27 protein-coding genes and 1 tRNA gene are annotated in these 25,766 nt (G+C 72.4%); 7 read left to right on the top strand and 21 right to left on the bottom strand.

Annotated elements, in window-relative coordinates; translation table 11 throughout:
• Window positions 1–115 precede the first annotated feature (115 nt).
• The 7 genes from ACWDVG_RS22490 to ACWDVG_RS22460 form a co-directional block, all read right to left on the bottom strand.
• Entirely contained in the window at window positions 116–961 is an 846-nt protein-coding gene (locus tag ACWDVG_RS22490; RefSeq protein WP_451701140.1) for an RNA polymerase sigma factor SigF, read from the bottom strand.
• A 247-nt stretch (window positions 962–1,208) separates the two neighbouring features.
• The gene (locus ACWDVG_RS22485) at window positions 1,209–1,502 is read right to left on the bottom strand and encodes a Dabb family protein (protein ID WP_451701139.1); all 294 of its coding nucleotides are present in this window, start codon (window positions 1,500–1,502) and stop codon (window positions 1,209–1,211) included.
• A 9-nt stretch (window positions 1,503–1,511) separates the two neighbouring features.
• Window positions 1,512–1,676, bottom strand: coding sequence for a hypothetical protein (locus ACWDVG_RS22480; protein ID WP_451701138.1), 165 nt, complete (start codon window positions 1,674–1,676; stop codon window positions 1,512–1,514).
• 370 nt (window positions 1,677–2,046) lie between these two features.
• Window positions 2,047–2,134: transfer RNA gene (locus tag ACWDVG_RS22475), tRNA-Ser, on the bottom strand.
• Window positions 2,135–2,257: 123 nt separating this feature from the next.
• Window positions 2,258–2,686 (bottom strand): tRNA adenosine(34) deaminase TadA, encoded by a 429-nt coding sequence (gene tadA, locus ACWDVG_RS22470; protein ID WP_451701180.1) that lies wholly within the window; start codon window positions 2,684–2,686, stop codon window positions 2,258–2,260.
• Window positions 2,687–2,802: 116 nt separating this feature from the next.
• A complete protein-coding gene (locus ACWDVG_RS22465) occupies window positions 2,803–3,336 on the bottom strand; it encodes a tRNA adenosine deaminase-associated protein (RefSeq protein ID WP_451701137.1) in 534 nt (177 codons plus the stop codon).
• A 214-nt stretch (window positions 3,337–3,550) separates the two neighbouring features.
• Window positions 3,551–3,772 (bottom strand): hypothetical protein, encoded by a 222-nt coding sequence (locus ACWDVG_RS22460; RefSeq protein ID WP_451701136.1) that lies wholly within the window; start codon window positions 3,770–3,772, stop codon window positions 3,551–3,553.
• A 102-nt stretch (window positions 3,773–3,874) separates the two neighbouring features.
• Here ACWDVG_RS22460 and upp point away from each other — a divergent pair, with 102 nt between their 5' ends.
• Window positions 3,875–4,510, top strand: coding sequence for a uracil phosphoribosyltransferase (gene upp / locus ACWDVG_RS22455; RefSeq protein ID WP_451701135.1), 636 nt, complete (start codon window positions 3,875–3,877; stop codon window positions 4,508–4,510).
• 37 nt (window positions 4,511–4,547) lie between these two features.
• Here the strand turns inward: upp and ACWDVG_RS22450 are convergent, their stop codons facing one another.
• Together ACWDVG_RS22450 and ACWDVG_RS22445 are read right to left on the bottom strand one after the other, a co-directional pair.
• Window positions 4,548–5,180, bottom strand: coding sequence for a LytR C-terminal domain-containing protein (locus tag ACWDVG_RS22450; protein WP_451701134.1), 633 nt, complete (start codon window positions 5,178–5,180; stop codon window positions 4,548–4,550).
• Between the two features lie 112 nt (window positions 5,181–5,292).
• The gene (locus tag ACWDVG_RS22445; RefSeq protein WP_003999914.1) at window positions 5,293–5,589 is read right to left on the bottom strand and encodes a type II toxin-antitoxin system VapB family antitoxin; all 297 of its coding nucleotides are present in this window, start codon (window positions 5,587–5,589) and stop codon (window positions 5,293–5,295) included.
• A gap of 97 nt (window positions 5,590–5,686) precedes the next feature.
• Here ACWDVG_RS22445 and ACWDVG_RS22440 point away from each other — a divergent pair, with 97 nt between their 5' ends.
• Window positions 5,687–7,255 carry a helicase HerA-like domain-containing protein gene (locus ACWDVG_RS22440; RefSeq protein WP_451701133.1) on the top strand — a complete coding sequence of 523 codons (1,569 nt, stop codon included), beginning with the start codon at window positions 5,687–5,689 and terminating at the stop codon, window positions 7,253–7,255.
• A gap of 55 nt (window positions 7,256–7,310) precedes the next feature.
• On the opposite strand, the gene ACWDVG_RS22435 is transcribed toward ACWDVG_RS22440, so the two are convergent.
• The 5 genes from ACWDVG_RS22435 to ACWDVG_RS22415 all read right to left on the bottom strand — a co-directional run bounded on the left by ACWDVG_RS22435 (window position 7,311) and on the right by ACWDVG_RS22415 (window position 13,615).
• On the bottom strand, window positions 7,311–8,864 hold the full coding sequence (locus ACWDVG_RS22435) for a M28 family metallopeptidase (protein ID WP_451701132.1): 1,554 nt from the start codon (window positions 8,862–8,864) through the stop codon (window positions 7,311–7,313).
• 115 nt (window positions 8,865–8,979) lie between these two features.
• On the bottom strand, window positions 8,980–9,609 hold the full coding sequence (locus tag ACWDVG_RS22430) for an HhH-GPD-type base excision DNA repair protein (protein WP_451701131.1): 630 nt from the start codon (window positions 9,607–9,609) through the stop codon (window positions 8,980–8,982).
• A gap of 91 nt (window positions 9,610–9,700) precedes the next feature.
• Entirely contained in the window at window positions 9,701–10,636 is a 936-nt protein-coding gene (gene pip, locus ACWDVG_RS22425) for a prolyl aminopeptidase (RefSeq protein ID WP_451701130.1), read from the bottom strand.
• Window positions 10,637–10,646: 10 nt separating this feature from the next.
• Window positions 10,647–11,210 (bottom strand): RBBP9/YdeN family alpha/beta hydrolase, encoded by a 564-nt coding sequence (locus ACWDVG_RS22420; protein ID WP_451701129.1) that lies wholly within the window; start codon window positions 11,208–11,210, stop codon window positions 10,647–10,649.
• Window positions 11,211–11,347: 137 nt separating this feature from the next.
• Window positions 11,348–13,615, bottom strand: coding sequence for an ATP-binding cassette domain-containing protein (locus ACWDVG_RS22415; RefSeq protein ID WP_451701128.1), 2,268 nt, complete (start codon window positions 13,613–13,615; stop codon window positions 11,348–11,350).
• Window positions 13,616–13,725: 110 nt separating this feature from the next.
• Between ACWDVG_RS22415 and ACWDVG_RS22410 the strand changes: the two genes are divergently transcribed.
• Window positions 13,726–14,538 (top strand): TetR/AcrR family transcriptional regulator, encoded by an 813-nt coding sequence (locus ACWDVG_RS22410; protein ID WP_451701127.1) that lies wholly within the window; start codon window positions 13,726–13,728, stop codon window positions 14,536–14,538.
• 34 nt (window positions 14,539–14,572) lie between these two features.
• Here ACWDVG_RS22410 and ACWDVG_RS22405 read toward each other — a convergent pair whose 3' ends face one another.
• A complete protein-coding gene (locus tag ACWDVG_RS22405; protein WP_451701125.1) occupies window positions 14,573–15,241 on the bottom strand; it encodes a TetR/AcrR family transcriptional regulator in 669 nt (222 codons plus the stop codon).
• A 141-nt stretch (window positions 15,242–15,382) separates the two neighbouring features.
• On the opposite strand from ACWDVG_RS22405, the gene wrbA reads away from it, so the two are divergent.
• A complete protein-coding gene (gene wrbA, locus ACWDVG_RS22400) occupies window positions 15,383–15,991 on the top strand; it encodes an NAD(P)H:quinone oxidoreductase (RefSeq protein ID WP_451701123.1) in 609 nt (202 codons plus the stop codon).
• Between the two features lie 148 nt (window positions 15,992–16,139).
• Here wrbA and ACWDVG_RS22395 read toward each other — a convergent pair whose 3' ends face one another.
• Both ACWDVG_RS22395 and ACWDVG_RS22390 read right to left on the bottom strand, forming a co-directional pair.
• Window positions 16,140–16,427 carry a metal-sensitive transcriptional regulator gene (locus tag ACWDVG_RS22395; protein WP_451701122.1) on the bottom strand — a complete coding sequence of 96 codons (288 nt, stop codon included), beginning with the start codon at window positions 16,425–16,427 and terminating at the stop codon, window positions 16,140–16,142.
• A gap of 117 nt (window positions 16,428–16,544) precedes the next feature.
• On the bottom strand, window positions 16,545–17,198 hold the full coding sequence (locus tag ACWDVG_RS22390) for a TetR/AcrR family transcriptional regulator (protein ID WP_451701120.1): 654 nt from the start codon (window positions 17,196–17,198) through the stop codon (window positions 16,545–16,547).
• A 65-nt stretch (window positions 17,199–17,263) separates the two neighbouring features.
• Here ACWDVG_RS22390 and ACWDVG_RS22385 point away from each other — a divergent pair, with 65 nt between their 5' ends.
• Window positions 17,264–18,808: an MFS transporter gene (locus tag ACWDVG_RS22385; RefSeq protein ID WP_451701119.1), complete on the top strand. Its 1,545-nt coding sequence runs from the start codon at window positions 17,264–17,266 to the stop codon at window positions 18,806–18,808.
• A gap of 57 nt (window positions 18,809–18,865) precedes the next feature.
• On the opposite strand, the gene ACWDVG_RS22380 is transcribed toward ACWDVG_RS22385, so the two are convergent.
• On the bottom strand, window positions 18,866–19,282 hold the full coding sequence (locus ACWDVG_RS22380) for a YciI family protein (RefSeq protein ID WP_451701118.1): 417 nt from the start codon (window positions 19,280–19,282) through the stop codon (window positions 18,866–18,868).
• Window positions 19,283–19,414: 132 nt separating this feature from the next.
• On the opposite strand from ACWDVG_RS22380, the gene ACWDVG_RS22375 reads away from it, so the two are divergent.
• Window positions 19,415–20,044 carry a MarC family protein gene (locus ACWDVG_RS22375; RefSeq protein ID WP_451701117.1) on the top strand — a complete coding sequence of 210 codons (630 nt, stop codon included), beginning with the start codon at window positions 19,415–19,417 and terminating at the stop codon, window positions 20,042–20,044.
• Between the two features lie 77 nt (window positions 20,045–20,121).
• On the opposite strand, the gene ACWDVG_RS22370 is transcribed toward ACWDVG_RS22375, so the two are convergent.
• Together ACWDVG_RS22370 and ACWDVG_RS22365 are read right to left on the bottom strand one after the other, a co-directional pair.
• Complete coding sequence (locus tag ACWDVG_RS22370; protein ID WP_451701115.1) at window positions 20,122–21,177, bottom strand: aldo/keto reductase; 1,056 nt, start codon at window positions 21,175–21,177, stop codon at window positions 20,122–20,124.
• A gap of 75 nt (window positions 21,178–21,252) precedes the next feature.
• Window positions 21,253–22,236: a DUF5937 family protein gene (locus ACWDVG_RS22365; RefSeq protein WP_451701114.1), complete on the bottom strand. Its 984-nt coding sequence runs from the start codon at window positions 22,234–22,236 to the stop codon at window positions 21,253–21,255.
• 84 nt (window positions 22,237–22,320) lie between these two features.
• Between ACWDVG_RS22365 and ACWDVG_RS22360 the strand changes: the two genes are divergently transcribed.
• Complete coding sequence (locus ACWDVG_RS22360) at window positions 22,321–23,523, top strand: MFS transporter (protein WP_451701113.1); 1,203 nt, start codon at window positions 22,321–22,323, stop codon at window positions 23,521–23,523.
• Here the strand turns inward: ACWDVG_RS22360 and ACWDVG_RS22355 are convergent, their stop codons facing one another.
• Window positions 23,524–25,761 carry an FtsX-like permease family protein gene (locus ACWDVG_RS22355; protein WP_451701179.1) on the bottom strand — a complete coding sequence of 746 codons (2,238 nt, stop codon included), beginning with the start codon at window positions 25,759–25,761 and terminating at the stop codon, window positions 23,524–23,526.
• Window positions 25,762–25,766: the final 5 nt, after the last annotated feature.

Genomic DNA, 25,766 nt, shown 5'->3' with positions numbered 1-25,766 from the left:
GGCAACACGCTGTAGTGACTTGTCGACACGGCGGAGGCGCATATCCGCAGGAAGCAAGGGGTGTAGGGCATTTGGGGCGCCGGAGAACTGCTCCGAACCGGTCTACCCGATCCGGTTACGCCTCGATTCTGTTTGCGGATCTCAGGCGGGCGAAGCTGCGGGCGAGGAGCCTTGACACGTGCATCTGGGAGACCCCGAGCTCCTGGCTGATCTGGGACTGCGTCAGATTGCTGTAGTAGCGCAGCATCAGGATGCGCTGCTCGCGCTCGGGCAGCTGCACGAGCAGGTGCCGTACGAGGTCGCGGTGCTCGACCCCGGCCAGCGCCGGGTCCTCGTAGCCGAGCCGGTCGAGCAGTCCGGGCAGCCCGTCGCCCTCCTGCGCCGCCTCCAGGGAGGTGGCGTGGTAGGAGCGGCCGGCCTCGATGCAGGCGAGGACCTCGTCCTCGCCGATCTTCAGCCGCTCCGCGATCTCGGCGGTCGTGGGGGAGCGGCCGTGAGCGGTCGTCAGGTCCTCGGTGGCGCCGTTCACCTGGACCCAGAGCTCGTGCAGCCGGCGGGGCACGTGCACGGTCCGGACGTTGTCGCGGAAGTACCGCTTGATCTCGCCGACGACGGTCGGCATCGCGAAGGTGGGGAACTGCACGCCCCGGTCGGGGTCGAAGCGGTCGATCGCGTTGATGAGACCGATGGTGCCGACCTGGACGACGTCCTCCATCGGCTCGTTGCGGGAGCGGAAGCGGGCCGCCGCGTACCGCACGAGCGGCAGGTTGGCCTCGATGAGGGCGCCGCGCACGCGGTCGTGCTCGGGGGTCCCCGGTTCGAGGTTCTTGAGCTGCCCGAAGAGCACCTGCGTGAGGGCGCGGGTGTCGGCGCCGCGGGTGCTCTGGGGGCGGGGGCGCGGGGTGTCCGCGTCGCCTGCCTCGTGCTGGGGCGGGACCTGAGGCGCTGTACTGGCCGGCACGTTCACGCCACCCCTTTGGCTGGTGTAGCTGGTCGACTGGTTCAACTACGGTCAACTCATCCGTCAAAAGCGGTCATAGCATCACAAGACATGTCCACTGTGTGCAAGCACCGCATAACCACGTGTTGAGGGCATCGCGGAGGGGAAAGGAGGGCGGATCGCGGACGCGGAGAGGGCCCGGAACGGCGTCGAGGCCCCCCGCCACGACGGCGGGGGGCCTCGGAGGCCTGCGTCTCGGCAGGCGGTACTAGAAGGGGTAGTCCGCGATCACCCAGGTCGAGAACTCCCGCCACTGGGCGACACCCGCCTGGTGTGCCGGGTGCTCCAGATAGCGCCGCAGCGCGTCCGCGTCCGCGACGGCGGAGTTGATGGCGAAGTCGTACGCGATCGGCCGGTCGCTGATGTTCCAGTCGCACTCCCAGAACTCCAGCTCGGGGATCTGCTCGCCGAGCGCGCGGAACGCCTCGACGCCGGCGACGACGCGCGGCTCGTCGCGCTCGACGCCCTCGTTGAGCTTGAAGAGGACCAGATGGCGGATCACGGAGGGCTCCTAGTTGATGAGTTCGGTCATGAACTCGCCGACACCCCGGGCGGCGCTTGAAATGCCCTCGAACCCTACCTGCACCAGGTCAGCGGCTCGCTCGGGGGAGTTGATGATCGTGTAGAGCACGAAGACCGCGGCCACCCACAGCGCGACCCTCCTCGCCTGCGACATCTGCCCGGACCTCCCCTGTCTGGTGCGACCGCGTCACTCTAACCGAGCCCTTATGGACCAAGGGCCCGGAGACCGGGGTCTTTCGCCGCCCCCCGGAAGGGTGACGGGAGAGCAGTATGGATGTCGAGCCCGGCGGATCTGGCAGGAATCCGAGGGGCTGAGGAACCGGCCCGCACTGCGGGGTCCGCGCCGCGAGCTTCCCCCCGAACGCGACGCAGGACCGGCGGGCCCGGTTCTCGCCGGGGGGAGCGGCTCGTCCCCCCGATGCCGCTCCCCCCGCCCACCCCACCGTCCGGGCAGGGCCCGTGGGCGGACGGACCACGCAAAACACCCCCCTGATCGGCGTTTCCGCTTCTCAGGGGGGTGTCGCTGGCGGTAGCGGAGGGATTTGAACCCTCGGTGACTTGCGCCACACTCGCTTTCGAGGCGAGCTCCTTCGGCCGCTCGGACACGCTACCGAGAGAGAGCTTAGCCGAAAGTGCCGCTGCGATGAAATCCGTATCGCGCCGCAGGTCGGACGGGGGTAGGGCGGGGGCCGGACACGCGTCGAACGGGGGCCTAAACGGGGGCCGGGCGGGCCGTCAGCGGTCGCGGAAGAAGGCGGTGAGCTGCTGCGCGCACGCGTCGCCGAGCACGCCGTGGAGCACCTCGGGCCGGTGGTTGAGCCGCCGGTCGCGGACGAGGTCCCAGAGGGAGCCGGCGGCCCCCGCCTTCTCGTCGTGCGCGCCGAACACCACGCGCTCGACGCGCGCCTGGACCAGGGCGCCCGCGCACATCACGCACGGCTCCAGGGTCACGACCAGCGTGCAGCCGGTCAGCCGCCACGCGCCGGTGGCGGCCGCCGCCCGGCGCAGCGCCAGGACCTCGGCGTGCGCGGTCGGATCGCCCGTGGCCTCGCGCTCGTTGTGCCCGCGGGCCAGGACCTCGCCGTCGGGGGAGAGCACGACCGCGCCGACCGGTACGTCACCGGCCAGCGCGGCCGCGTCGGCCTCGGCGAGAGCGAGCCGCATGGCGGCCCGCCAGGGGTCGCGTACGGGATCGCCCACGGGATCCGGCTCGGACTCCCGTACGGGACCGGGTCCTGGCTCCCGTACGGGACCGGGCCCGCCGGGTACGACGGGGGCCACTAGCGCACGGCCTCCAGGGTGTCCGCGGCGCCGATGGCCTCCGCGATCTGGCCGAGCGCGTCGCTGTCGAGCGCGAGCAGGTCGTCCTCGGACATCCCGAGGTCGTGGAGGATGCGCCGGTCGCCGACGGGGGCGGCGGGCACGGCCTCCGCGGCCGCTCCGTCCACCTCGTCCGCGTCCTCGTCGCCGTCGAGCGGTTCCCCGTCCTCCGTGCCGTCGAGGTCCAGCGCCTCCAGGTCCGCGAGGTCACGGTCCAGCTCCTCGCCGAGGACCTCCCCGGTGAGCATCTCCCCGTACGAGGAACGGGCGGCGGCGGCCGCGTCCGACACGTAGACGCGGGGGTCGTCCTCACCGTCGACGCGGACGATGCCGAACCACGCGTCCTCCTGCTCGATGAAGACGAGGACGGTGTCGTCGTCCGAGGCCTCCCGGGCCAGATCGGCCAGATCGGCCAGGGTCTCCACGTTGTCGAGCTCCGTGTCGCTCGCTTCCCACCCGTCTTCGGTGCGCGCGAGCAGTGCGGCGAAGTACACCTGACTCTCCCACTGATCAGAGGTGTGACGTTCCGGCGGCGCGCTCCTGAGCCCCGCCCAATCGGCATCGTGACAGAAACGAGGCCCACAGGAGAGGTCTTCGGCTCTTGAGTCGTGCATCAGTCTGAACGACACCGCCATCGGGCGGGCGTGCGACCCCGGCGCGCGGAGGGGGCGCACGGCCCGCACGGCCCGCACCGCTCGCACGTCGGGCTCACCAGCGGAACGTACGCATCCGCATCGCCTGGCGCATCCGGGCCGCGCGCGCCCGCCGGGGCTGGACGCGTTCGCGCAGCGCCTTGGCCTCGCCCAGCTCGCGCAGGAACTGCGCGCGGCGCCTGCGGCGCTCCGCGTCGGTCTCCGGCGGGTCGTCGGCCGACCTGCGGCCGCGCGTCCTGCCGTGTTTCCCGCCGGCTGTCTCTTCCGGGTCGGGCATAGGCCACACCACCCCACGACTGGGTCCCTGTGTCCCCCGCGCTCCTCACCTTCCCCCAGCTGGGTGGGTCGATGCCAGTGCGGGGCGGGCTACTGTTGAGTCATGCGTCTCCACGTCGTCGATCACCCGCTGGTCGCCCACAAGCTCACCACGCTGCGCGACAAGCGCACGGACTCCCCGACCTTCCGCAGGCTCGCCGACGAGCTGGTCACCCTGCTCGCCTACGAGGCCACCAGGGACGTGCGGACCGAGCGGGTCGACATCGAGACCCCCGTCACGCCGACGACCGGCGTGAAGCTGTCGCACCCGCGGCCGCTGGTGGTCCCGATCCTGCGGGCCGGGCTCGGCATGCTCGACGGCATGGTCCGGCTCCTCCCGACCGCCGAGGTCGGCTTCCTCGGCATGATCCGCAACGAGGAGACGCTGGAGGCGTCGACGTACGCCACGCGGATGCCGGAGGACCTTTCGGGCCGCCAGGTGTACGTCCTGGACCCGATGCTGGCGACCGGCGGCACGCTGGTGGCGGCGATCCAGGAGCTGATCAAGCGCGGTGCGGACGACGTGACCGCGGTCGTGCTGCTCGCCGCCCCGGAGGGCGTCGAGGTCATGGAGCGCGAGCTGGCGGGCACGCCGGTGACCGTCGTGACGGCCTCGGTCGACGAGCGCCTCAACGAGCACGGCTACATCGTCCCGGGCCTCGGCGACGCCGGCGACCGCATGTACGGCACCGCCGAGTAGCACCCGCCGCCCCGCACCCGCGGGGCGAGCCGAGCCCCTAAGAACAGGGCACGGGCGCGGGCTTCGGCTTGTTGAGGGCCACGAGGGCCGCGTCCGCCGTCGCCTTCGGCGACAGGGTCTTGAAGGCCGTACCGATGATCAGGTCGACGTCCGCCGTGGTGCGGGCGTCGACCTTCGTCGTGGTGCCGGCGAGCTGCGTGCCGAGGACGGAGAAGGCGCCCTTGGTGGCGGCGGGCGCGCCGAGCAGCACACCGGAGCCGGGGACCTTCTTGTCGTAGGCGGTCGGCGCGTTGCCCACCTTGCCGATCTTGAAGCCGCGTTTTCTCAGTTCGTCGGCGGTCGTCTTCGCGAGGCCGCTGCGCGGGGTCGCGTTGTAGACGTTGACCGTGATCTGGCCGGGCTTGGGGAGGACGGCCGCGGCGGGCGCGGTGGTGGCCCGGGGGGCCGGCTTGCAGTCGTTCTGCCGGCCGGCCGTGGTCCGGGTGTCGCCGTCGCCGGAGAAGACCTCGACGAGCTGGAGCGTGCCCCAGCCGGCGGCGCCGAGCACGACCGCGGCGGCGGCGGAAGCGAGGACGATCCTGCGCCGGCGGTGGGGGCGGCGCATGCGCGGGTAGACATCCCCCGTGATGCGGTACTTTCCGCCCATTCCGGGGGGAGTGAGCATGCTCATGAGCGCAGCGTAATGCCGCCGGTCGGCGATGCCTACTTGATGATCATGTGATCGCGTCCGGATGGGGGCGAACTGCCCTCGAAAGGGTCAGTGCGGTTCCTGGCGGGCCGGCTCAGTCCAGTTCCAGCACGCGCGCGTGCAGCACCTGGCGCTGCTGGAGCGCGGCGCGGACGGCGCGGTGCAGTCCGTCCTCGAGGTAGAGGTCGCCCTGCCACTTCACGACGTGCGCGAAGAGGTCGCCGTAGAACGTCGAGTCCTCGGCGAGCAGGGTCTCCAGGTCCAGCTGGCCCTTGGTGGTGACCAGCTGATCGAGGCGGACCGGGCGCGGGGCGACGTCCGCCCACTGCCGGGTGCTTTCCCGGCCGTGGTCGGGATACGGCCGGCCGTTTCCGATGCGCTTGAAGATCACACGGAAAGCCTACCGGGCGACCGGCTCCCGGCGCAGCCACGCGAGGGCGATGCGATGCTGGTGCAGATCGTGACATCGCGGACATTGGGGTGCCGTCATGAGCGTGAGTGAGCAGCCGTCGCCCGCCCCGGCGGGCCCCGCGGCCGAGATCGCCGCCGGATACGCCTTCGACGGCGCGGCACTCGATCTGGGGGCCCTCCTCTGGGACGGCGTCTGTCACCCGGACGCGCCGGTCCGCGTCCCCCTCGCCGTGCTGAACCGGCACGGCCTGGTCGCCGGGGCCACCGGCACCGGCAAGACGAAGACCCTCCAGCTGATCGCCGAGCAGCTCTCGGCGCACGGCGTGCCGGTCTTCCTCGCCGACGTCAAGGGGGACGTCTCCGGGATCTCGGCGCCCGGCGAGGACGGCGAGCGGGTCCGGGAGCGGGCCGCCCAGGTCGGCCAGGAGTGGCGGGCGACGGGCTTCCCCTGCGCGTTCTACGGGCTGGGCGGCATCGGCCCCGGCATTCCCGTCCGCGCGACCGTGACCAGCTTCGGCCCGGTGCTGCTGGCGAAGGTGCTGCGGCTCAACGCCGTGCAGGAGCAGTCGCTCGGGCTCGTCTTCCACTACGCGGACGCGAAGGGCCTGGAACTGCTCGACCTCAAGGACCTGCGGGCGGTGGTGGCCTTCCTGGTCTCGGACGAGGGCAGGCCGGAGCTGAAGGGGATCGGCGGTCTCTCGACGGCGACGGCGGGGGTGATCCTGCGCTCGCTGACCGCCTTCGAACAGCAGGGGGCGGGGGCCTTCTTCGGGGAGCCGGAGTTCGACACGGCCGATCTGCTGCGGACGGCGCCGGACGGGCGCGGGATCGTCTCGGTCCTGGAGCTGCCGGCGGTCGGGAACCAGCCGCAGCTCTTCTCGACGTTCCTGATGTGGCTGTTGGCGGACCTCTTCCACGACCTGCCCGAGGTCGGCGATCCGGAGAAGCCGAAGCTGGTCTTCTTCTTCGACGAGGCCCATCTGCTCTTCAAGGACGCCTCGAAGGCCTTCCTGGAGGCGGTCACGCAGACGGTCCGGCTGATCCGCTCGAAGGGCGTGGGGATCTTCTTCGTGACGCAGACCCCCAAGGACGTGCCGTCGGACGTCCTCGGCCAGCTCGGCAACCGTGTCCAGCACGCGCTGCGCGCCTTCACGCCGGACGACGCCAAGGCCCTGAAGGCGACGGTGCGGACCTTTCCGCGCTCGCCGTACGACCTGGAGGAGCTGCTGACCGGCCTCGGTACGGGCGAGGCGGTCGTGACCGTCCTGAGCGAGACCGGGGCCCCGACACCGGTGGCGGCGACCCGGCTGCGGGCGCCCGAGTCGCTGATGGGACCGCTCGACGCGGCCGCGCTCGACGCGGCGGTGACGGGATCGGCGCTGTTCGGGAGGTACGCGCAGGCCGTGGACCGGGAGTCCGCGTACGAGCGGCTGGGCGCCGGGCGGGCGGCGGCCGAGCCGGACACGGCCGCCGCCCCCGAGCCCGTACGGACGGAGGCGGGGGCTCCCCGGCAGAAGGAGGAGCCCTCGCTCGTCGAGCAGGTCGTGGGCAGCGGGATGTTCAGGTCCCTGGCGCGGTCGGTCGGCACCCAGCTGGGCCGGGAGATCACCCGCTCGCTCTTCGGGACCGCCCGCCGCCGCAGATGAGGCCGGGCGGGGCGGCCACTCGCCCGGCCACCCCGGGGCGGCCGGGCGGGGACGACTACTCGGTGACCTCGTGGTGGTCGTCGTGCAGGCCGCCGCCGCTGCCCGCGTCGCCCTCGGTCGGGACGGAGACGACCGGCTTGCGCAGCGACGAGATGTCGTGGGCGTAGGTGCCCACGGCGTTGGCGATGACGTCGATGTTGGCGTCGAAGGCCGTCATGTTGATGTTGCTCAGGTCGTCGCCCGCGGCGTGGTAGTTCACGTCGTACGCGACCCCGGCCTCGCCGCCGAACTTGGTGGCCTGGGCGGCGGTCTTGATGCCCTCGGCGCCGGTGAAGGTGCCGCCGGAGGGGATGCCGACCGCGATGAACGGGCCGTAGTCGGAGCGCCCGGTGAAGTCGGTGCCCTCGTGCGGCAGCCCGCGCCTGTCCATGAACTCGTTGATGTCGCGCTCCAGCTGGGCGGAGCCCTCGGGGCCCGCGCCCGCGCCGACGTTGTCGGAGTTGTCGCCGTCGTAGACGAACAGGCCGTAGTTCGGCGAGGCGATCATGTCGAAGTTGAGGTAGAGCTTGATCTCGTTCTTGTCGAGCGCGGTGAGGTTGTCGACGTAGTGCTCGGAGCCGAGGAGGCCGTTCTCCTCCGCGGACCACCAGGCGAAGCGGACCTTGTTGCGGACCTTCGCCTTCGACTCGGCGAGCTCCAGGGCGGTCTGGAGGAGGCCCGCGGAGCCGGAGCCGTTGTCGTTGATGCCCGGGCCCGCCGTGACGGAGTCCAGGTGGGAGCCGAGCATCACCGTGTTGGCGGCGTTGCCGCCCCTGGTCTCCGCGAGGACGTTGTTGGTGGTGCGCTTCTCCTGGAGCTGGCGGATCTCGAAGGAGAGCCGGACCGGGCCCTTGGCGAGGTCGGCGGCGAGCTGCTCGCCCTCGGCCTGGCTGAGGCCACCGGTCGGGATCTTGCCCGCCGCGGGGTCGCCGAGGGTGCCGGAGAGGGCGCCCGCGGTGTTGTTGTAGATCACCGCGCCGATGGCGCCGGCCGCGGCGGCGTTCTCCTGCTTGACCGCGAAGGTGCAGCCGCCGCGCTTGACGAGGGCGAGCTTGCCCGTGAACGCGCCGGCGGCGAAGTCGCCGGGCTCGCAGCCGGTCGTGCCGTCGGCGTCGACGGGCACGGCGGCCAGGTCGGCCTCGACGCCGCCGACCGGGGTGGACTTGGTGTACGTCATCGCCTTGATGTCGAGCGCGCGGGGCGCGGGCGCCACCACGGACGCCTTCTCGGCGAGCGTCTCGGTGTAGACGAACTCGAACTTCTGGTACGAGACGTCGTACCCGGCCTTCTTCAGCTGCTGGTACACGTACGCGGCCGAGGCGTCGTGCCCGAGCGAACCGGCCGCGCGGTGACCGCCGGCCGAGTCGGCTATCGCCTGGAACTTCTGCAGGTGCTTGTAGGCACCCTGCGCGGAGGTCTCACGGACCAGCTTCTTCGCCAGCTGGGCGGCGTCCCGGGCGGGCGCGGCCGTGGGGTCCTTGACGGCGGTGGCCGGCGAGGCGAGGACCAACGGGGTGGCGAGGGCGGCGGCGGCGAGGATGGCCGCGGCGCGACGCTGGGTTGCGTTCACAGAAGTCCTTCCCGATGGGAACGAGGTTGAGGGGAAGTTAGCGATCCGGGAGGCGTTCTGTGAACAGCTTCTTCACGATTCCTGTCAGCTTGAACAGGAATGACATCTGGAATTATCAATTCCCGGATGGTTTGCCCTCCTTTCCGCCTCCGGCGGCTTTCGCCGCCTTCGCTTCCTTGGCCGCCGCCTTCATCTCCTGCTTGTGCGCGCGGACCTTCGCCAGCGACTCGGGCCCGGTGATGTCGGCGGCCGAGCGGTACGCGTCCGCCTCGCCGTACGCCCCGGCCGCCTCCCGCCAGCCCTCCGGCCGCACCCCGTACCGCTTGCCGAGCAGCGCCAGGAAGATCTGCGCCTTCTGCTTCCCGAAGCCGGGCAGCGCCTGGAGCCGCGCCAGCAGCTCCTTCCCGGTCACCGCGTCGGACCAGACGGCCTTGGCGTCGCCCCCGTACTCGTCCACCAGGTACTGGCACAGCTGCTGGATCCGGTGGGCCATCGAGCCCGGGTAGCGGTGCACGGCGGGCTTCTCGGAGAGCAGCGCGGCGAAGGCCTCCGGGTCGCGGGCGGCGATCTCGTGCGCGTCGAGGTCGTCCGCGCCGAGCCGGGTCGCGATGGTGTACGGGCCGGCGAAGGCCCACTCCATCGGCACCTGCTGGTCGAGGAGCATGCCGACGAGCGCGGCGAGCGGGGAACGGCCGAGGAGCGCGTCGGCCTCCGGCTGCTGGGCGAGGTGGATCTCGGGGCTCATACCTCGATCATCGCGCCGGGCCGCGGGGCCCGCACGGCGCGCTCACCCCTTCGCGACGGAGGCGCCCTCAGGGCTCCGCGGCGAGGCGCGCTCAGGTCTTCGCGAAGCGTGCCAGGGCGGTCACGATGTGCGCCCGGGTCTCCTCGCCGCCCAGGTGCCCGGCCCCCTCCACCACCCGCAGCTCGGCGTCCGGCCAGGCGCGGGCCAGCTCCCAGGCCGTCGTGAGCGGCCCGCCCATGTCGAGGCGGCCGTGGACCAGCACCCCGGGGATGCCGGCCAGCCGGTGCGCGTCCCGGATCAGGGCGCCCTCCTCCAGGAAGGCGCCGTGCGCGAAGTAGTGCGAGCAGATCCTGACGAAGCCGAGCCGGGCGTCGTCGACGCGGTCGGTGTACGGGGTCCCCATGCCCTCCATCGACAGGACGGCGTCCTCCCAGGCGCACCAGTCGGCCGCCGCCCTCTCCCGTACCGCACGGTCCGGGTGGTTCATCCGGGCCGCGTACGCCGCCACCGGATCGGCCGCCCCGTCGACGCCCGCCAGGAACCGTTCGTGCGCCTCGGGGAAGAAGCGGGCGACCCCTTCGTACAGCCAGGCGGTCTCGGAGCGGCGGGTGGTCGTGACCGAGGCGAGCACGATCTCGCTGACCCGCTCCGGGTGCGCCTCCGCGTACGCCAGGATCAGCGTGGAGCCCCAGGACCCGCCGTACAGCAGCCAGCGGTCGACGCCGAGGTGCTCGCGCAGCCGCTCCATGTCGGCGACCAGGTGCGCGGTGGTGTTCACCGACAGGTCGGCGGCCGGGTCGCTCGCGTGCGGGACGGAGCGACCGCAGCCGCGCTGGTCGAAGAGGACCACCCGGTAGGCCTCCGGGTCGAAGAGGCGCCGGGAGCCGGGCGAGGAGCCGGAGCCCGGCCCGCCGTGGACGACGAGCGCGGGCTTGCCGTGCGGGTTGCCGGAGGCCTCCCAGTGGACGAGGTTGTCGTCGCCCACGTCGAGCAGGCCGGAGTCGTACGGTGCGGTGGCCGGGAACATCCGGGTGACGCTACCGGTTGGTGCGCACCCGTGCCTCCGGGTTTTCGCACCATTCCAGGACGGACTCCCAGGGCCCGTAGCCCGCGTCCGGGTTGAGGTGCACGCCGCCCGGGACGAGGTCCATGTCCAGGCCGAGCGGGATGCCGTAGTGGGTGTCGGCGCCGTCCTCGCAGAACGGGTCCTCGTCCGCGTACACGAGCCGGGCCTTCAGGCCGGACTGCGTGAGGTCGAGCCCCCGGGCGAACTCGGCGATCTCGGGGACGGAGGCCGTCCAGGCGGGCGAGGGCGGTGCCACCAGCATCGTCCGGTCGGCGTCGGGGCGCCGGTCCCCGGCCTGGAGCCACAGCAGCGTCGACAGGCTGTGCGCGAGGACCACGAACTCGCCCTCGGCCGGTCGCTTCCCGTGCTCCTCCAGGGCGTCGAGCCACTCCGCGAGCACGGGCGCGTCGGGCGAGGGCAGCTGCGGGTAGCGGACCTCGTGGCCGCGTTCCCGCAGTCGCTCCGTGAGCCAGTGCTGCCAGTGGGTGGGCGGGCGGTGGTTCTTGAAGCCGTGCAGGATCAGATACGTGGTCATGTAAGTGATCTTGCGGCCGTCGCCCGTCCTCCGTCCACCCCTTCCCGGCGAAGGGGGCCGGGAGGGGGCGGTGCGCTCGACCGGGCCTCGACCGGGCCTCCCGCCCGGGGCTCCGTGCGGCCTCCGCCCGGGGCCTCTCAGCCGCCCACGTACCGCCGGAGGTGACGCGCCGTCAGGGTGTCGCCTTTCTCGACGAGTTCGGCCGGCGTGCCCTCGAAGACGACGAGGCCGCCGTCGTGGCCGGCGCCGGGGCCGAGGTCGATCAGCCAGTCGGCGTGGGCCATGACCGCCTGGTGGTGCTCGATCACGACGACCGTGTTGCCCGCGTCGACCAGCCGGTCGAGGAGGGCGAGGAGCTGGTCCACGTCGGCGAGGTGGAGTCCGGTCGTCGGCTCGTCGAGGACGTAGGTGGCGCCCTTCTCCGCCATGTGGATGGCGAGCTTGAGGCGCTGCCGCTCGCCGCCCGAGAGGGTGTTGAGCGGCTGGCCGAGCCGGAGGTAGCCGAGGCCGACGTCCTTCATGCGGCCGAGGATCGTGCGGGCCTGGCCGCCGGTGAAGAAGTCGTACGCCTCCTCGACGGCCATCGACAGGACCTCGTGGATGTTCCGGCCGTTCAGGGTGTGGGTGAGGACCTCGGGCGTGAACCGCTTGCCCTCGCACTGCTCGCAGACCGAGGTGACGCCGCCGGCGATGGCCAGGTCCGTGTGGATGAGCCCGAGGCCGGCGCACTTGGGGCAGGCGCCCTCGGAGTTGGCGCTGAACAGGGCCGCCTTGACGCCGTTGGCCTTGGCGAAGGCGGTGCGGATCGGGCCGAGGAGGCCCGTGTACGTCGCCGGGTTCGAGCGGCGCGAGCCGCGGATCGGCGACTGGTCGGCGACGACGACCCCCGGGCGGCCCGGCAGGTTGCCGTGGATCAGGGAGGACTTCCCGGACCCGGCGACGCCGGTGACGACCGTCAGCACCCCGGTCGGGATCCGCACGTCGACGTCGCGGAGGTTGTGCTGGTCGGCGCCGGTGATCGCGAGGTGGCCGGTGGGCGTGCGCACCTCGGGGCGGAGCTTCGCCCGGTGGGCGAGGTGTTCGCCGGTGAGCGTGCCGGACGTGCGCAGGCCCGCCACGTCGCCGCTGTAGCACAGCGCGCCGCCCGCCGTCCCGGCCCGCGGGCCGAGGTCGACGACGTGGTCGGCGATCTCGATGACCTCGGGCTTGTGCTCGACGACGAGGACGGTGTTGCCCTTGTCGCGCAGGCGGAGCAGCAGGTCGTTCATGCGCTGGACGTCGTGCGGGTGCAGTCCGGTGGTCGGCTCGTCGAAGACGTACGTGACGTCGGTGAGGGGGGAGCCGAGGTGGCGGACCATCTTCACGCGCTGGGCCTCGCCGCCGGAGAGCGTGCCGGCCGGCCGGTCCAGGCTCAGATAGCCGAGGCCGATCTCGACGAGGGAGTCGAGGAGTTCGCGCAGGCCCGCGAGGAGCGGGGCGACGGAGGGGTCCTCGATCCGGCGGACGAACGCGGCGAGGTCGCTGATCTGCATCGCCGAGCACTCGGCGATGTTCACGCCGTCGATGCGGGAGGAGAGCGCGGCCCGGGTCAGCCGGGCGCCCTCGCACTCGGGGCAGGTGCGGAAGACGACCGCCCGGTCGACGAAGGCGCGGATGTGGGACTGGAGGCCGTCGCGGTCCTTGGCGAGGAAGAGCCGCTGGACCTTGGGGACGAGCCCCTCGTAGGTGAAGGTGTTGCTGCCGGCCTTCACCTTGCAGGCCGGCCGGTGGAGGAAGTCCTCCCACTCCGTCTCGGTGAAGTCGGCGAGCTTCTTGGCGGGGTCGTAGAAGCCGGACTCGGCCATGATCCGCCAGTACCAGGAGTCCACGGCGAAGTGGGGGACGGTGATCGCGCCCTCGTCGAGCGACTTCGACCGGTCGACGAGTTCGTCGACGTCGATGTCGGAGACCTCCCCGGCGCCCTCGCAGCGGGGGCACATGCCCTCGGGCAGGTTGAAGCTGAAGGCCGCGGAGGTGCCGATGCGGGGGGTGCCGAGGCGGCTGAAGACGATCCGCAGCATCGTGTACGCGTCGGTGGCGGTGCCCACGGTGGAGCGCGCGTTGGCGCCCATCCGCTCCTGGTCGACGACGATCGAGGCGCTGAGGTTGTGCAGCCCGTCCACGTCGGGGCGGGAGAGGGTGGGCATGAAGGACTGGAGGAAGGCGCTGTACGTCTCGTTGATCAGGCGCTGCGACTCGGCGGCGATGGTGCCGAAGACGAGCGAGGACTTCCCGGAGCCGGAGACTCCGGTGAAGACGGTGAGGCGGCGCTTGGGGAGGTCGACGTCGATGTTCCTGAGGTTGTTCTGCCGGGCCCCGCGGACCTGAATGACGTGGTGGCCGTCCGCTGCGATCGGCGTGTTCATCGTGGCGCCTCCGGTGAGTGGTCCCATCTGCGGGCCAGGATACTCTATACGCTGTATAAAATTATGGGCCGGAGTCGGACGACCGGCCCTGACCTGCGAGAATGGACCCCATGGCGGAACGGGCGAAGGGCAAGGACAGCAGCGGCGCGGGCGACCCGGCGCGCACGCTCGAACTGCTCTGGCGGGACGGCACCGCACCGGCCGCCGGCCGTCGCGGCCCCCGGCAGGGCCTCACCGTCGACGCGGTCGTCGACGCGGCCCTGTCCCTCGCCGACGAGGGCGGACTCGCCGCGCTGACCATGCGCGCGGTCGCCCACCACCTCGGCGTCACCCCGATGACCCTCTACACGTACGTCCCCGGCAAGGCCGAGCTGCTCGACCTGATGCTCGACACCGCCTTCCTGCGCATGGACCGGCCGCCCTTCGCCCCGGACGAGCCCTGGCGCTCCCGCGTCACCTCGGTCGCCGACGCCAACCGGGCCCTGCACCTGCGCCACCCGTGGCTGGTGGAGCTGCGCATCGTGCGCGCCCCGCTGGGGCCGGGCGTGATGACCAAGTACGAGTACGAGCTCGGCGCCTTCGAGGGCCTCGGCCTCGCCGACGTCGACCGCGACTCGGCGCTGACGCACCTGCTCGGCTTCGTGCAGGTCAGCGCCCGGGCGGAGCTGGACGCGCGGGCGGTGGCGCGGGAGAGCGCGATGTCGGACGGGGAGTGGTGGGAGGCCCACGAGCCGCTGCTGTCCCGGATGTTCGACGGGGAGCGGTTCCCGCTGGCGGCCCGGGTGGGGGAGGCGGCGGCGGTCGCGTACGGCGGGATGTACGACGCGGAGCACGCGTACGCCTTCGGACTGGCGCGGGTGCTCGACGGACTCGCGGCGCTGGGGGGCGCGGGCGGGGGCGGGGCCCGGGGCGACGGGGCCTGAGGGCAGGGGCCACGGGGCCTGAGGGCCCGGGCCCTCAGGCGGTGTCGTCCGCTCGCAGGGCCAGCAGCTCCCGTATCCCGGCCTTGAGGCGGTCCGTCGGGCGGGCCTCCTCCACGGTCAGCTGGTTCATGAGGTCGGGGGAGAACGGCGCGAGCAGCAGGTGGGCGAGGAGCGGGGCGTCGGCCCCGGGCTTCAGCTGTCCGATCAGCATCGCCACGTGCGTGTGCATCAGCTGGTACGCCCCGCCCGCGTACCGTGCGCGGGGCGCGGCCGAGTGCGCCGCCAGCAGGATCTCGCGCTGCTCGCCGATCCGGTCGACGAGCGCGTCCAGGAAGGCGTCGAGCCGCTCGGCGGCCGGGGCGCCGGGGCCGAGCGGCGGCGGGCCGCTCATGAACGCCTCCTGGAACACCCGCTCGCGCTCGTCGAGGAGCGCCCACAGGAGCTGGTTCACGTCCCCGAAGCGGCGGTAGACGGTGCCGACGCCGATGCCGCTGGCGTGGGCGACCTGGTTCATGGTGACCGCGTCGGGGCCCCGCTCGGCGACGATCCGGGCCGCCGCGTCGAGGATCCTGCGGCGGTTGCGGGCGGCGTCGGCGCGCTCGGGGGCGGGTCCCGCACCCGTCCCGGCGCCCGCGCCGGTTCCGGGCAGCAGGCTGAGCAAGGGGGCCGAAGCCTCTCTGGCCTGCGGTTTTCTCGTGCTCATCGCCGTGCTCCTGCCCTTCGTCGCGCTCCCCCCGATCGCGTGTCCCGATCCGAGCATACCGGTTCCGCTTGCGAAACGGATTCCTATCCGATTAGGCTCGACGGTGAAAGCGGAAAGCCATCCGGTTGAGGAGTGTTCGCCATGTCCGTCAAGGTCGCCGTCATCTACTACTCGGCCACGGGTTCCGTCCACCAGCTCGCCCAGGCCGTCGCCGAGGGCGCCGAGAAGGCCGGCGCCGAGGTCCGCCTCCGCCGGGTCGCCGAGCTCGCCCCCGACGCGGCCATCGACGCCAACCCGGCCTGGCGGGCCCACGTCGAGGCCACCGGGGACGTCGAGGTCGCCGCGCTCGACGACATCGAGTGGGCCGACGCCTACGCCTTCGGCTCCCCGACCCGCTACGGCAACGTGGCCGCGCAGCTGAAGCAGTTCATCGACACCACCGGCGGCCTGTGGCAGCGGGGCGTCACCGCGGACAAGCCCGCGACCGCCTTCACCAGCGCCCACAACCTCCACGGCGGCAACGAGTCGACGCTGCTCGCGCTCTACAACACCTTCCACCACTGGGGCTCGGTCATCGTCTCCCCGGGCTTCACCGACGCCTCGGTGTACGCGGCCGGCGGCAACCCCTACGGCACCGCGCACCCGGGCGCGAACGGCGCCCCCGACGAGAACGTCCTCCGGGCCGCCCGCTACCAGGGCGAGCGCCTGACCCGCATCACGAAGCGCCTGAAGGGCCTCGCGGACGACTGACGGCCCCGGCTCCGGCCGGGCCCGGCCTGGGCCCGTACGGGAGAAGCGCCCCCGATATCGGTTCCGGGGGCGCTTCTCTCGTACGGCGCGGCCTGGGGAGCGGTTCGACGGCCGCGGCCAGGGGGCTCGGGGCAGGGGTGTGACCGGCTCAGGCGAGGGAGAGGAAGAGCTTCTCCAGGCGGGCGCGCATCTGGTCGCGGTCCTCGCCGTTCCGGCGGCCGTCCTCGACGTCGGTGAGGCACTGCTGGAGCCCGGTCGCGATGATCGCGAACCCGGCCCGGTCCAGGGCGCGGGAGGCGGCGGCCAGCTGGGTGACGACCTCCTCGCAGTCCCGGCCCTCCTCGATCATCCGGATCACGCCGGAGATCTGGCCCTGCGCCCGGCGCAGCCGGTTCAGGACGGCCTTGAGCTCCGCGCCCGCGAGATCCAGTTCCACTACCACTCCTCCATGGATGCCCCCGGATACCCCAGGGGGTAATTTTACTCCCGGGGCGGGACTCCGTCGACGTCCAAGGATGACACCCGCGTCACCGCGCCAGGCGCGTCACCCGCGTCAGGCGGCGTAGCGCCGCAGGAACATCTCCACCCCGTCCACGAGGAGCCGCTCGCTCAGCCCGTCGCCCAGCTCGGTGCCGTACTGCTCGAAGACCATCTGCGGAAAGACGAGCAGCGAGTAGAGCTGGAGGACGGCCACTTCCAGGTCCGGCACGGCGAGCAGCCCCCGGTCCGCGAGTGCGCGCAGGGCGTCCGCCACGGCGGGGTGGTGGCCGGCCGGGCCGTGGGCGCCCCAGGCGCGGCCCAGCTCCGGGAAGCGGTGCAGCTCGGTGGCGACGAGGGTGCGCAGGGCGCGGGCCTCCTCGTCGGCCCGGACGGCCCGTACCCAGGCGTGGGCGGCGTCGAGCAGGGCCGACCGCAGCTCCCGCGGGTCCTCGGCGGCGGCGAGCCGCGAGAGGTCCGGGTCCCCGGTCCCCTCCTGCTGGAGGGGGTCGTCGAGGGCGCCCGCGACGACGGCGGTGAAGAGCGCTTCCTTGCTGCCGAAGTGGTTGTAGACGGTGACCTTGGAGACGCCCGCCTCGGCGGCGATGGCGTCCATGCCGACGCCGAAGCCCTCCCGGAGGAAGAGGGCGCGGGCGGCCCGCACGATGGCCTGGCGCTTGGCGGCGGCGCGGGCGCCGGTGGGTGCGGGCTTCGGGGGCTGGGCGCTCATGGGGGAACCCTACCAACCCAACTGTACCCTTGAGTTCAACTGTACTGTGCCGTACAGTTCAGTTCATGACGGCTTCCGTGCATGTCCCGACCCCCGCCCCGCCCGACCGCCGCCGCTGGACGGCCCTGGCGCTGCTCTGCGCCGCCCAGTTCATGCTGGTGCTCGACGTCACCGTCGTGAACGTCGCCCTGCCCGCCATCGCCGCCGACCTGGACCTCGGGCGTACGGCCCTGACCTGGGTCGTCACCGCGTACACCCTCTGCTTCGGCGGCCTGATGCTCCTCGGCGGACGCCTCGCCGACACCCTCGGCGCCCGCCGGGTCCTCCTCACCGGCCTCGCCCTCTTCACCGCCGCCTCGCTCGCCTGCGGCCTCGCCCCGAACGCCGCCGTCCTCCTCGGCGGCCGCATCGCCCAGGGCATTGGCGCCGCCCTGCTCTCCCCGGCCGCGCTCTCCCTGGTCACGACCGGCTTCCACGGCCGCGAACGGGCCCGCGCCCTCGGGGCCTGGGCCGCGATCGGCGGCACCGGCTCGGCCGTGGGCGTCCTGCTCGGCGGCGCGCTCACCGACGGCCCCGGCTGGCCCTGGATCTTCCTCGTGAACGCCCCCGTCGGCCTCGCCCTCCTGGCCGCCCTCCCGAAGCTCCTCCCCGCGCGGGCGGCGGCCCCGACCCCCGGCACCCCCCACGCCCCCGGTCCCGATGTCCCCGGCGGCCACCACGCCCCCGGCGGCCACCACGCCCCCGGCGACCCCGCTTCCCGCGCCGACGTCCCCGGGGCGCTGCTCGTCACCGCCGCCACCGGCGCGCTCGTCTACGGCCTCGTCCAGGCGGGCGACAGCGGCTGGACCTCCGCCGCCACGCTCCTCCCCCTCTTCGGGGCGCTCGTCCTCTACGGCGCGTTCGCCGCCGTCGAGCGGGCGAGCCGCGCCCCGCTCATGGACCTCCGGATGCTCACCCGACGCCCGGTCGTCGCGGGCGCGGTCCTCATGCTGGTCGCCACCGCGCTCCTGATCTCCTTCTTCTTCCTCGGCTCGATCAGGCTCCAGCACGTCCACGGCCTGGACGCCCTCCGCACGGGCCTCGTCTTCCTCCCCGTCGCCCTCACCACCGCGATCGGCGCCCACCTGGGCTCCCGCCTCGTCGCCACGGCCGGCCCCCGCGCATGCGCCGCCGGCGGGCTGGCGATCGCGGCCCTCGGCTGCCTGCCGCTGACCTTCCTCACCCCGGACGCGAACCCCTGGACGACCCTGCTCCCCGCCCTCGCCACGGCCGCGCTCGGCCTCGGCGCCGTCTTCGTCACGGCCACGACGACGGCCCTCGGCCTGATCGCCCCGCACGAGGCCGGTCTCGCCTCCGGCATCGTCAACACCTTCCACGAACTGGGCGGTTCGATCGGCGTGGCCCTCGTCTCGACCCTGGCGCTCACCACGACGACGGCCGCCACGACGACGGCCGCCACGACGACGGCCGCCCCCACCGTGACGGAGGGCGGCTTCACGGCGGCGTTCACCTTCTGCACCCTGACGGCGGTGGCCGCCGCCGTGGCCTCCCCGTTCCTGATCCCCCCGGGCCGCCCCACCAGCCCCTCGGGCCCCCACGGCCTCCACTGAACGACGACGGCGCGGGCCCGCACCCCTCCGGGAGCGGGGCCCACGCCCCGTACGCGCTCAGTCCTGCGTCGGGCCCGTCTCGTCGACCGGGCGGATCACCACCGGGTACTCGGGGGCGCCCTCCGGCTGCGGGCAGCGGGCGACCTGGGCGGCGATCTCCGTGACCCGGTCCAGGCCCGCGCAGTCGAGCAGCCAGAACCCGGCGAGGACCTCCTTCGTCTCCGCGTACGGGCCGTCCGTGACGACCGGGCGGCCGGAGCCGTCCACCGTCACGAAGCGGGTCGTGGACGGCGCGGCGAGGCCCTGGGCGTCGAGGAGCTCGCCGGACTCCGTCAGCTCCTTGTTGATCGTGTTCATGTGGTCGTACATGACCTGGAGCTGCTCCTTGTTCCACGACGGACTGCCGGCGGAGCCGCGCCCCACCATCGCCTCGTAGTCGGCCTCGGAGCCGAGCACCATCACCAGGTACTTCATGACGTCCTCCTCGTCGCGTGTGCCTGCGGCTGTCTCACGCAGAAGAGTCGGAGCGGCCACCGGGTTCTCGACACCGCGCGGAGCGCTGTCCCAAAACCGGGATAAATCACTCGCCCGCACGATGATGACGCCGTGCACGCATTCACCTTCTCCGCCGCCTTCATCACCTTCTTCTCCGTCGTCGGACCCCCGAAGGTGCTGCTCGCGTTCGCCGGACTCGCCCAGGCCCACCCCGTCGCCCGGCTCCGCACCATCGCCCTGATCTCCTCGGGCGCGGCGGTGCTCGTCGGCCTCGTCACCGGCATCACGGCGCCCTGGCTGCTCGACGTGTTCCACATCAGCACGCCCGCGCTCCAGCTCGCGGGCGGCGTCATCTTCTTCATCTACGCCGTCGGCCTCGTCCTCGGCCTCCACCTCGGCTCCGACGGCCCCCACCAGGACACCCCGGACGTGGTCAGCGGCGTGCGCGAACTGCTCATGCCGTACGTCGTGAGCCCGCTCGCCATGACCGCCGTGCTCATCGAGGCGGCCGCCCGCTACTCCTTCAGCTGGCGCTCGACGGTCGTCGGCGCGTACGTGGCGGTCATCGCCCTCGACCTGGTCTGCGTCGTGCTGCTCGCCGGCGTCCTGCGCCGCACCCACCACGCCACGATCGAACTCCTCGGCCGACTCCTCGGCCTGCTGCTCGCCGCCGTCGGCGTGGACCTGATCCTCGACGGCCTCTCCGACCTGGGCGTCCCGGCGGTGGCCACCCGCCACTAGGGGGTGTCTCGCCGATCGTGCCGGGCTCGCGGCGGGCCCCCGCCCCGGCCCGCCACGAGGCTCACGGCGGGCCCGGCTCAGGACGCGGCGCGCTCAGCCAGGGGTCGCCGCCGCAGCGACGCGTCCGTGAGGACGGGCGACCGCCAGGCACCGTCCGGCGGATACAGATCGGTCCCCGGCGGCACGATCGCGTCGATGCGGTCCAGGATCTCGTCGGTCAGGAGCACGGGCGCCCCCTTGAGGAGCCCCTCCAGCTGCTCCATGGTGCGCGGCCCCAGGATCACGGAGGTCACGGCCGGGTGTGCGGCGACGAAGGCGATCGCGAGCTCGGGAAGCGAGCAGCCGATCTCGTCGGCGAGCGCGACGAACTCCTCGACGGCGTCCAGCTTGGCGGCGTTCCGCGGCAGGCTCGGGTCGAAGCGGTGCGGGGTGAGCGCGGGCCGCCCGCTGGTCAGGTCGATCGGCTGTCCCTTGCGGTACCGGCCGGTGAGGAACCCGGACGCGAGCGGGCTCCAGGTCAGCACGCCCATCCCGTACCGCTGGGCCACGGGCAGCACGGAGGTCTCCACGCCGCGCGCGAGCAGCGAGTACGGCGGCTGCTCGGAGCGGAAGCGGCGCAGCCCGCGCCGCTCGGCGACGGCGTGCGCCTCGACGATCTCCTCGGCGGGGAAGGTGGAACAGCCGAACGCCCGGATCTTGCCCTGGCCGACGAGGTCGCCGAGGACGTCGAGGGTCTCCTCGATGTCGGTACGGTGATCGGGCCGGTGCACCTGGTAGAGGTCGATCCAGTCGGTGCCGAGCCGCCGCAGGCTGTCCTCGACGGCACGCGTGATCCAACGGCGCGACAGACCGCCCCTGTTGGGCCCCTCGCCCATCGGGAAGTACACCTTGGTGGCGAGGACGGTCTCGGCCCGGCGCCGCGGATCGCGCAGCGCCTTGCCGACGATCTCTTCGGACTCTCCGGCCGAGTACATGTCGGCCGTGTCGACGACGTTGATGCCGCTGTCGAGGGCGGCGTGGATGATCCGTACGGACTCCCGGTGGTCCGGATTGCCGACGGCTCCGAACATCATGGTGCCGAGGCAGTAGGTGCTGACGTCGATCCCGGTCCCGCCGAGTACTCGATAGCGCATGCGCGCACTCTAGGGAGTGGAGTGCACTCGAAGGCAAGGCCCGCGGGGGCCCCACTCCCGCCCCCCGAAGCGCCGTCACGGATGCAGGAGTTGATCGGCGACGGCGGTCCTCGCGTAGAGGACGGACCGCCCGCTGCGGTGGGCGGTCACGAGCCCGGCGTTGCGCAGGGCGATGAGGTGCTGCGAGACCCCGGCCGCCGAGAGCCCGCAGTGCGCGGCGAGTTGGGTGGTGGAGGCGGGCGTGTCGAGTTCGGCGAGGAGCAGGGTGCGGGAGCGTCCGAGGACGGCGGCGACCGCCTCCGTCGCGCCACCGATCGGTCGCGGCTCCCACAGGGCGCCGATCCCCCGTGCCGGGTAGGCGAGTTGGGGCGGGTCCGGCGGTACGGAACGGGTCAGGACCCTGGGCCAGGCGAAGACGGACGGCACGAGCAGGAGCCCCGAGCCCGCCTGGTCGCGGGTGAGCGCGCAGTGCCGCCGTACGAGCCGCAGGGTGCCGTCGTCCCACCGTACGGTCTCGTGCAGCTCGCCGAGCACCCGCGCCGAACCGTGCTCGGCGACCTGCCGGGCCCGGTGGAAGACGTCGGCCTCCAGCACCTTCTGGATCCTCGCCCAGTACGGGGCGAGGGCCAGCTCCCAGTACGTCTCGATCTCGTCGGTGACCTTGCGCAGCGCCTGCTCGGGGGCCTCGTGCAGCAGCCGGAGGCGCGGGTTCTCCGCGCGCTCGGCGAGGAGCGTCGCGAGGTCGTCGCGGACCTGGGCGGGCGGGGTGCGGCGGATCGCGTCGAGTTCGGCGCCGAGGGCGGGGAAGGGCCCGGAGGGGGTGGGGTTGAGGAAGTCGGCGAGGTAGCCGCCGGAGGGGACCAGCGCGGCGAGCCAGCCGCGGTCGAGCCCGGCCCGGCTGAGCCGGGGCCGCACCTGGTCGGCCCAACGGCGGTGGTGCAGACCGGTGTCGGAGCCGCGGGCGAGGACGCGGAAGCTGGTGACGACCTCCCACATGGGGGAGACGGCGAAACGGGTCTGGGCGAGGTCCGCGGCGGAGAAGCTGAGTCCGGATTGCACGGTTCGTCCCCCAGGGGTGGTCATTGGATTCGTGCTGAGCTTAATCATTGGAGCGACGTGCGCACCCCCCTGCACGCTCCCCCCATGCCTCCTCACTCCTCCCCCCTCAAGCCCTTCCACGACCTCCCGCCCCTGGTCTGGACGATCTTCGCCGGAACGATCGTCAACCGTCTCGGCTACCTCGTCACGCCCTTCCTGGTCTTCTACCTCGCCTCGCGCGGGGTGACGGGCGCCGAGACGACGTACGTCCTCGGCGCGCTCGGCGCGGGCAACCTCCTCGGCCCGGCACTCGGCGGCATCCTCGCCGACCGCCTCGGCCGCCGCCCCACCATGCTCATCGGCCTCATCGGCGCGGCCGCCGCCCAGGGCGCCCTCTTCGCCGCGCCGGGCGTCTGGACGATGGCCGCCGCCGCGCTCCTGATCAGTACGGCCGGGAGCACGGTCTCCCCGGCCGCGTACGCGCTGATGGCCGACGCCGTCGACACCACCCGCCGCCGGCGCGCGTACGCCCTGTTCGGCTGGGGCGTCAACATCGGCACCGCCGTCGCGGGCATCCTCGGCGGCTACCTCGCCGCCCACGGCTACTGGCTGCTGTTCGCCGTCGACGCCGGCTCGATGCTCCTGTACGCGCTGGTCGTCGCCGCCCGCGTCCCGGAACCGCCCCGCGCGGCCGCCCCCGAGAAGCAGGGCATCGGCTACGGCGTCGTCCTGAGGGACCGCCTCACCCTGCTCCTGCTGCCGCTCTTCGGCGTCCAGCTCTTCGTCTACTCCCTCACCGAGGTCGCCCTGCCGCTGGCCATCCGCGACAGCGGCCTCTCCCCGGCGGTGTACGGGGCGATGGCGGCGGTCAACGCGATCCTGGTCGTCGCGCTCCAGCCCTTCGCGACCGCCCGGCTGGCCCGGCTGCCGCAGCTGCCCGTCCAGAGCGCGGGCAGTGCGCTGATCGCGATCGGAGTCGCCCTCACCGGCCTCGCCGACGGCGTCGTCGGCTACACGCTGTCGGTCGTCGTCTGGTCCCTCGGCGAGGTCGTCGTCGCCGGCATCGCCGCCACGATCGTCGCCAACCTCGCCCCCGCCCACGCCCGCGGCCGCTACCAGGGAGCCTTCAGCTGGACCTGGGGCGTGGCCCGCTTCGCGGCCCTGAGCCTCGGCGTCACGGCCTACACCCAGCTCGGCCCGTCCACGCTGTGGTGGACGGCCCTCACCGCGGGCCTCCTCGCGTCGGCGGCGACGCTGACCCTCACCACCCGCATCCAGCGCCGCACGGCCCACACCCTGGCGGCCTAGTCAGTCCCGCCGGATGCTCTCGGGATCGACGTGCCGCCGCACCATGGGCACGGACGCCACCCCGGCGACCAGCACCACCCCGAGGGCGGACGCGACGAGCAACGGCAACGCCTCCCAGTCCCAGTGCACCGCCCCACCGCCGGTGATCAGATAACTGGACTCGGCGAGCCACCCGGCGACGACGGCACCGCCCAACCCCACCACCAACGGCACCACCACCTGCACCACCTGCACCACCCTCAACGTCCCCGCCCGCGCCCCCAACAACACGAGCGCGGCCACCTGCCCCCGCCGCTCCATGGCCCGATCGGCCACGGACACCACGAACGCGGCCACCCCGATGACGAGCCCCAACACCATGCCAACCCCCAGCAGACTCCGCACCACGGTGAGCTGCGCAAGCGCGTCCACCACGATCCCCACGGGCTCCACCTCGGCGGTCGGAGCCACGGCCCCGATCCCGTCGAGCACGGCACGCACGGTCCCGGCGTCGGAGGCACTGAAGAGGGTGAGGGTGCCGCTGGAATCGACGAGGCCCGGGGGGAGGAGGGAGGGGGGTACGAGGAGGGCACCTGAGTGGAAGACCGAGACGGGGTGAGGGAGGACGTCGATCCGCTCGTGGGGGACCGTCATCGTGGTCTTCGTGCCGTCCTCGAGTTCGAACGGGAAGCGCTGGCCCGGCTTGGGGTCTTCCTGGTAGAGGGTGCGTTGGTCCCTCAGCTGCATGACCCTGCCGTCCACGCACCCGGTCGCGCGCTCGGTGAGCGAAGCAAGTTGCCTGCAGGTGGCGACCACGATCGTGGCGTGCTCCACGTAGCTTCCGTCCAGCGGGTCCCAGGAGTCGTAGGAAACCACCCGCTCCTTGACTCCTGGCACCTGCTCGAGCGCCTGTCGCTGGTCGGCGTCGAGGTCGTGAAGCCCGATGGCGTACTCCTGAACCGGAGCCGTGCGTCGGCTGACCTGGTCCAGTTCGACGAGAACCCCCTGCATGAGGGAGGCCCCGAAGACCAGCAGGACGAGCCCGGAGACGACCCGCAGGGACGAGCCGGGATCCACCTCGGTCCGCCGCATCGCCAACGCCATGGGCAACGACTTCGCCGCCCCCGCGAGCCGCTTCGCGAGCCACGCGGTGATCGGCGCCAGCCCGAAGACGAGCCCAGCACCGGTGAGCAGCACGGCACCGGGAACCAACAGTGAATTGGCCGATCCTCCCGTCGGGTCCCGCCCCGTGAGACTCAAGACGCAGTAGCCGCTGATCACCCCGAGGCCGGGCACCAACAGCAAGGTCCCGAACATCCTCGGCGGCCGCCGCTCCCCGGTCCGCCGCACACTGATCGGCGACATCGCGGCGCGCCGGGCACTGAACTGCCCCACGATCCACGCGAGCGCCGGACACCCGATGAGACAGACGACGTACGTCGACCACTCGGGCCGCCCATCCGCCGGAAACCACTGCAACCCCGGCAGCCCGACCCGCGCCCCGATCTCATTGACCCCGAGATACCCGAGGAGCCCGACCACAGCCCCGACGAACGCGGCCGCGACACTTTCGCCGGCGTTGACCCGCAGCGTGTCTCGCGCACTGAGCCCGACGAGCCGGAGGGCGGCGAGCCGACGGGCACGGGATTCGCCCGAGAGTCGTGCGCACACGGAGAGGAAGATGACGAGAGGAAGGAGAACGATGCACCCGAGAGTGAAGCGAAGGATATCGAGCGTGGAGGGCTCGATGATCTTCTGATGGGAATGCTCAACTCCGAACGTTCCAAGTGGAACGGCATCGACCAAACTTGTGGCCCGGGTGCCGATGTAGGCGTAGAGGTCGCCTTGTCCTCCCAGTCCTTCGGCTCCGATGAAACCGGCCACACTTCCTGGAACTAAACCCGCCGTGCCTGGTCGTGTTGCCAAGATCTCGGCAAGCCTCGGCGAGATGAAGGTTTCACCCGCCTCGGGAAGCCTGGTAAGCCCCGGAGGGACCGGACCCGGTTCCGTGCCGACGCGCGCGACGAAAACACGACGGATAGGTGCATTTCCGTACGGGTCGATACGCTCTGCAAAGAGGACGCTGCTGGATGGGTCGCCAGGCATCGGCTCACGAGCGGCCGTTCGGGCATCGTGAGCTGTGAGGATCCCGGGGATGGTCAGTACTGCGGCAAGGCAAGCCACGCCTAAGGCCGATCCCAACGTCATCAAGAGAAAGCGAACCCGCCCGCGTCGCTCGCTCCCCCAAAGCAGTCGCATCCCCA

The sequence above is a fragment of the Streptomyces sp. NPDC003327 genome, assembly GCF_053589515.1.
The sequence above is the reverse complement of the archived record's forward strand: the minus strand, read 5'-3'. Positions and strand labels throughout refer to the sequence as shown.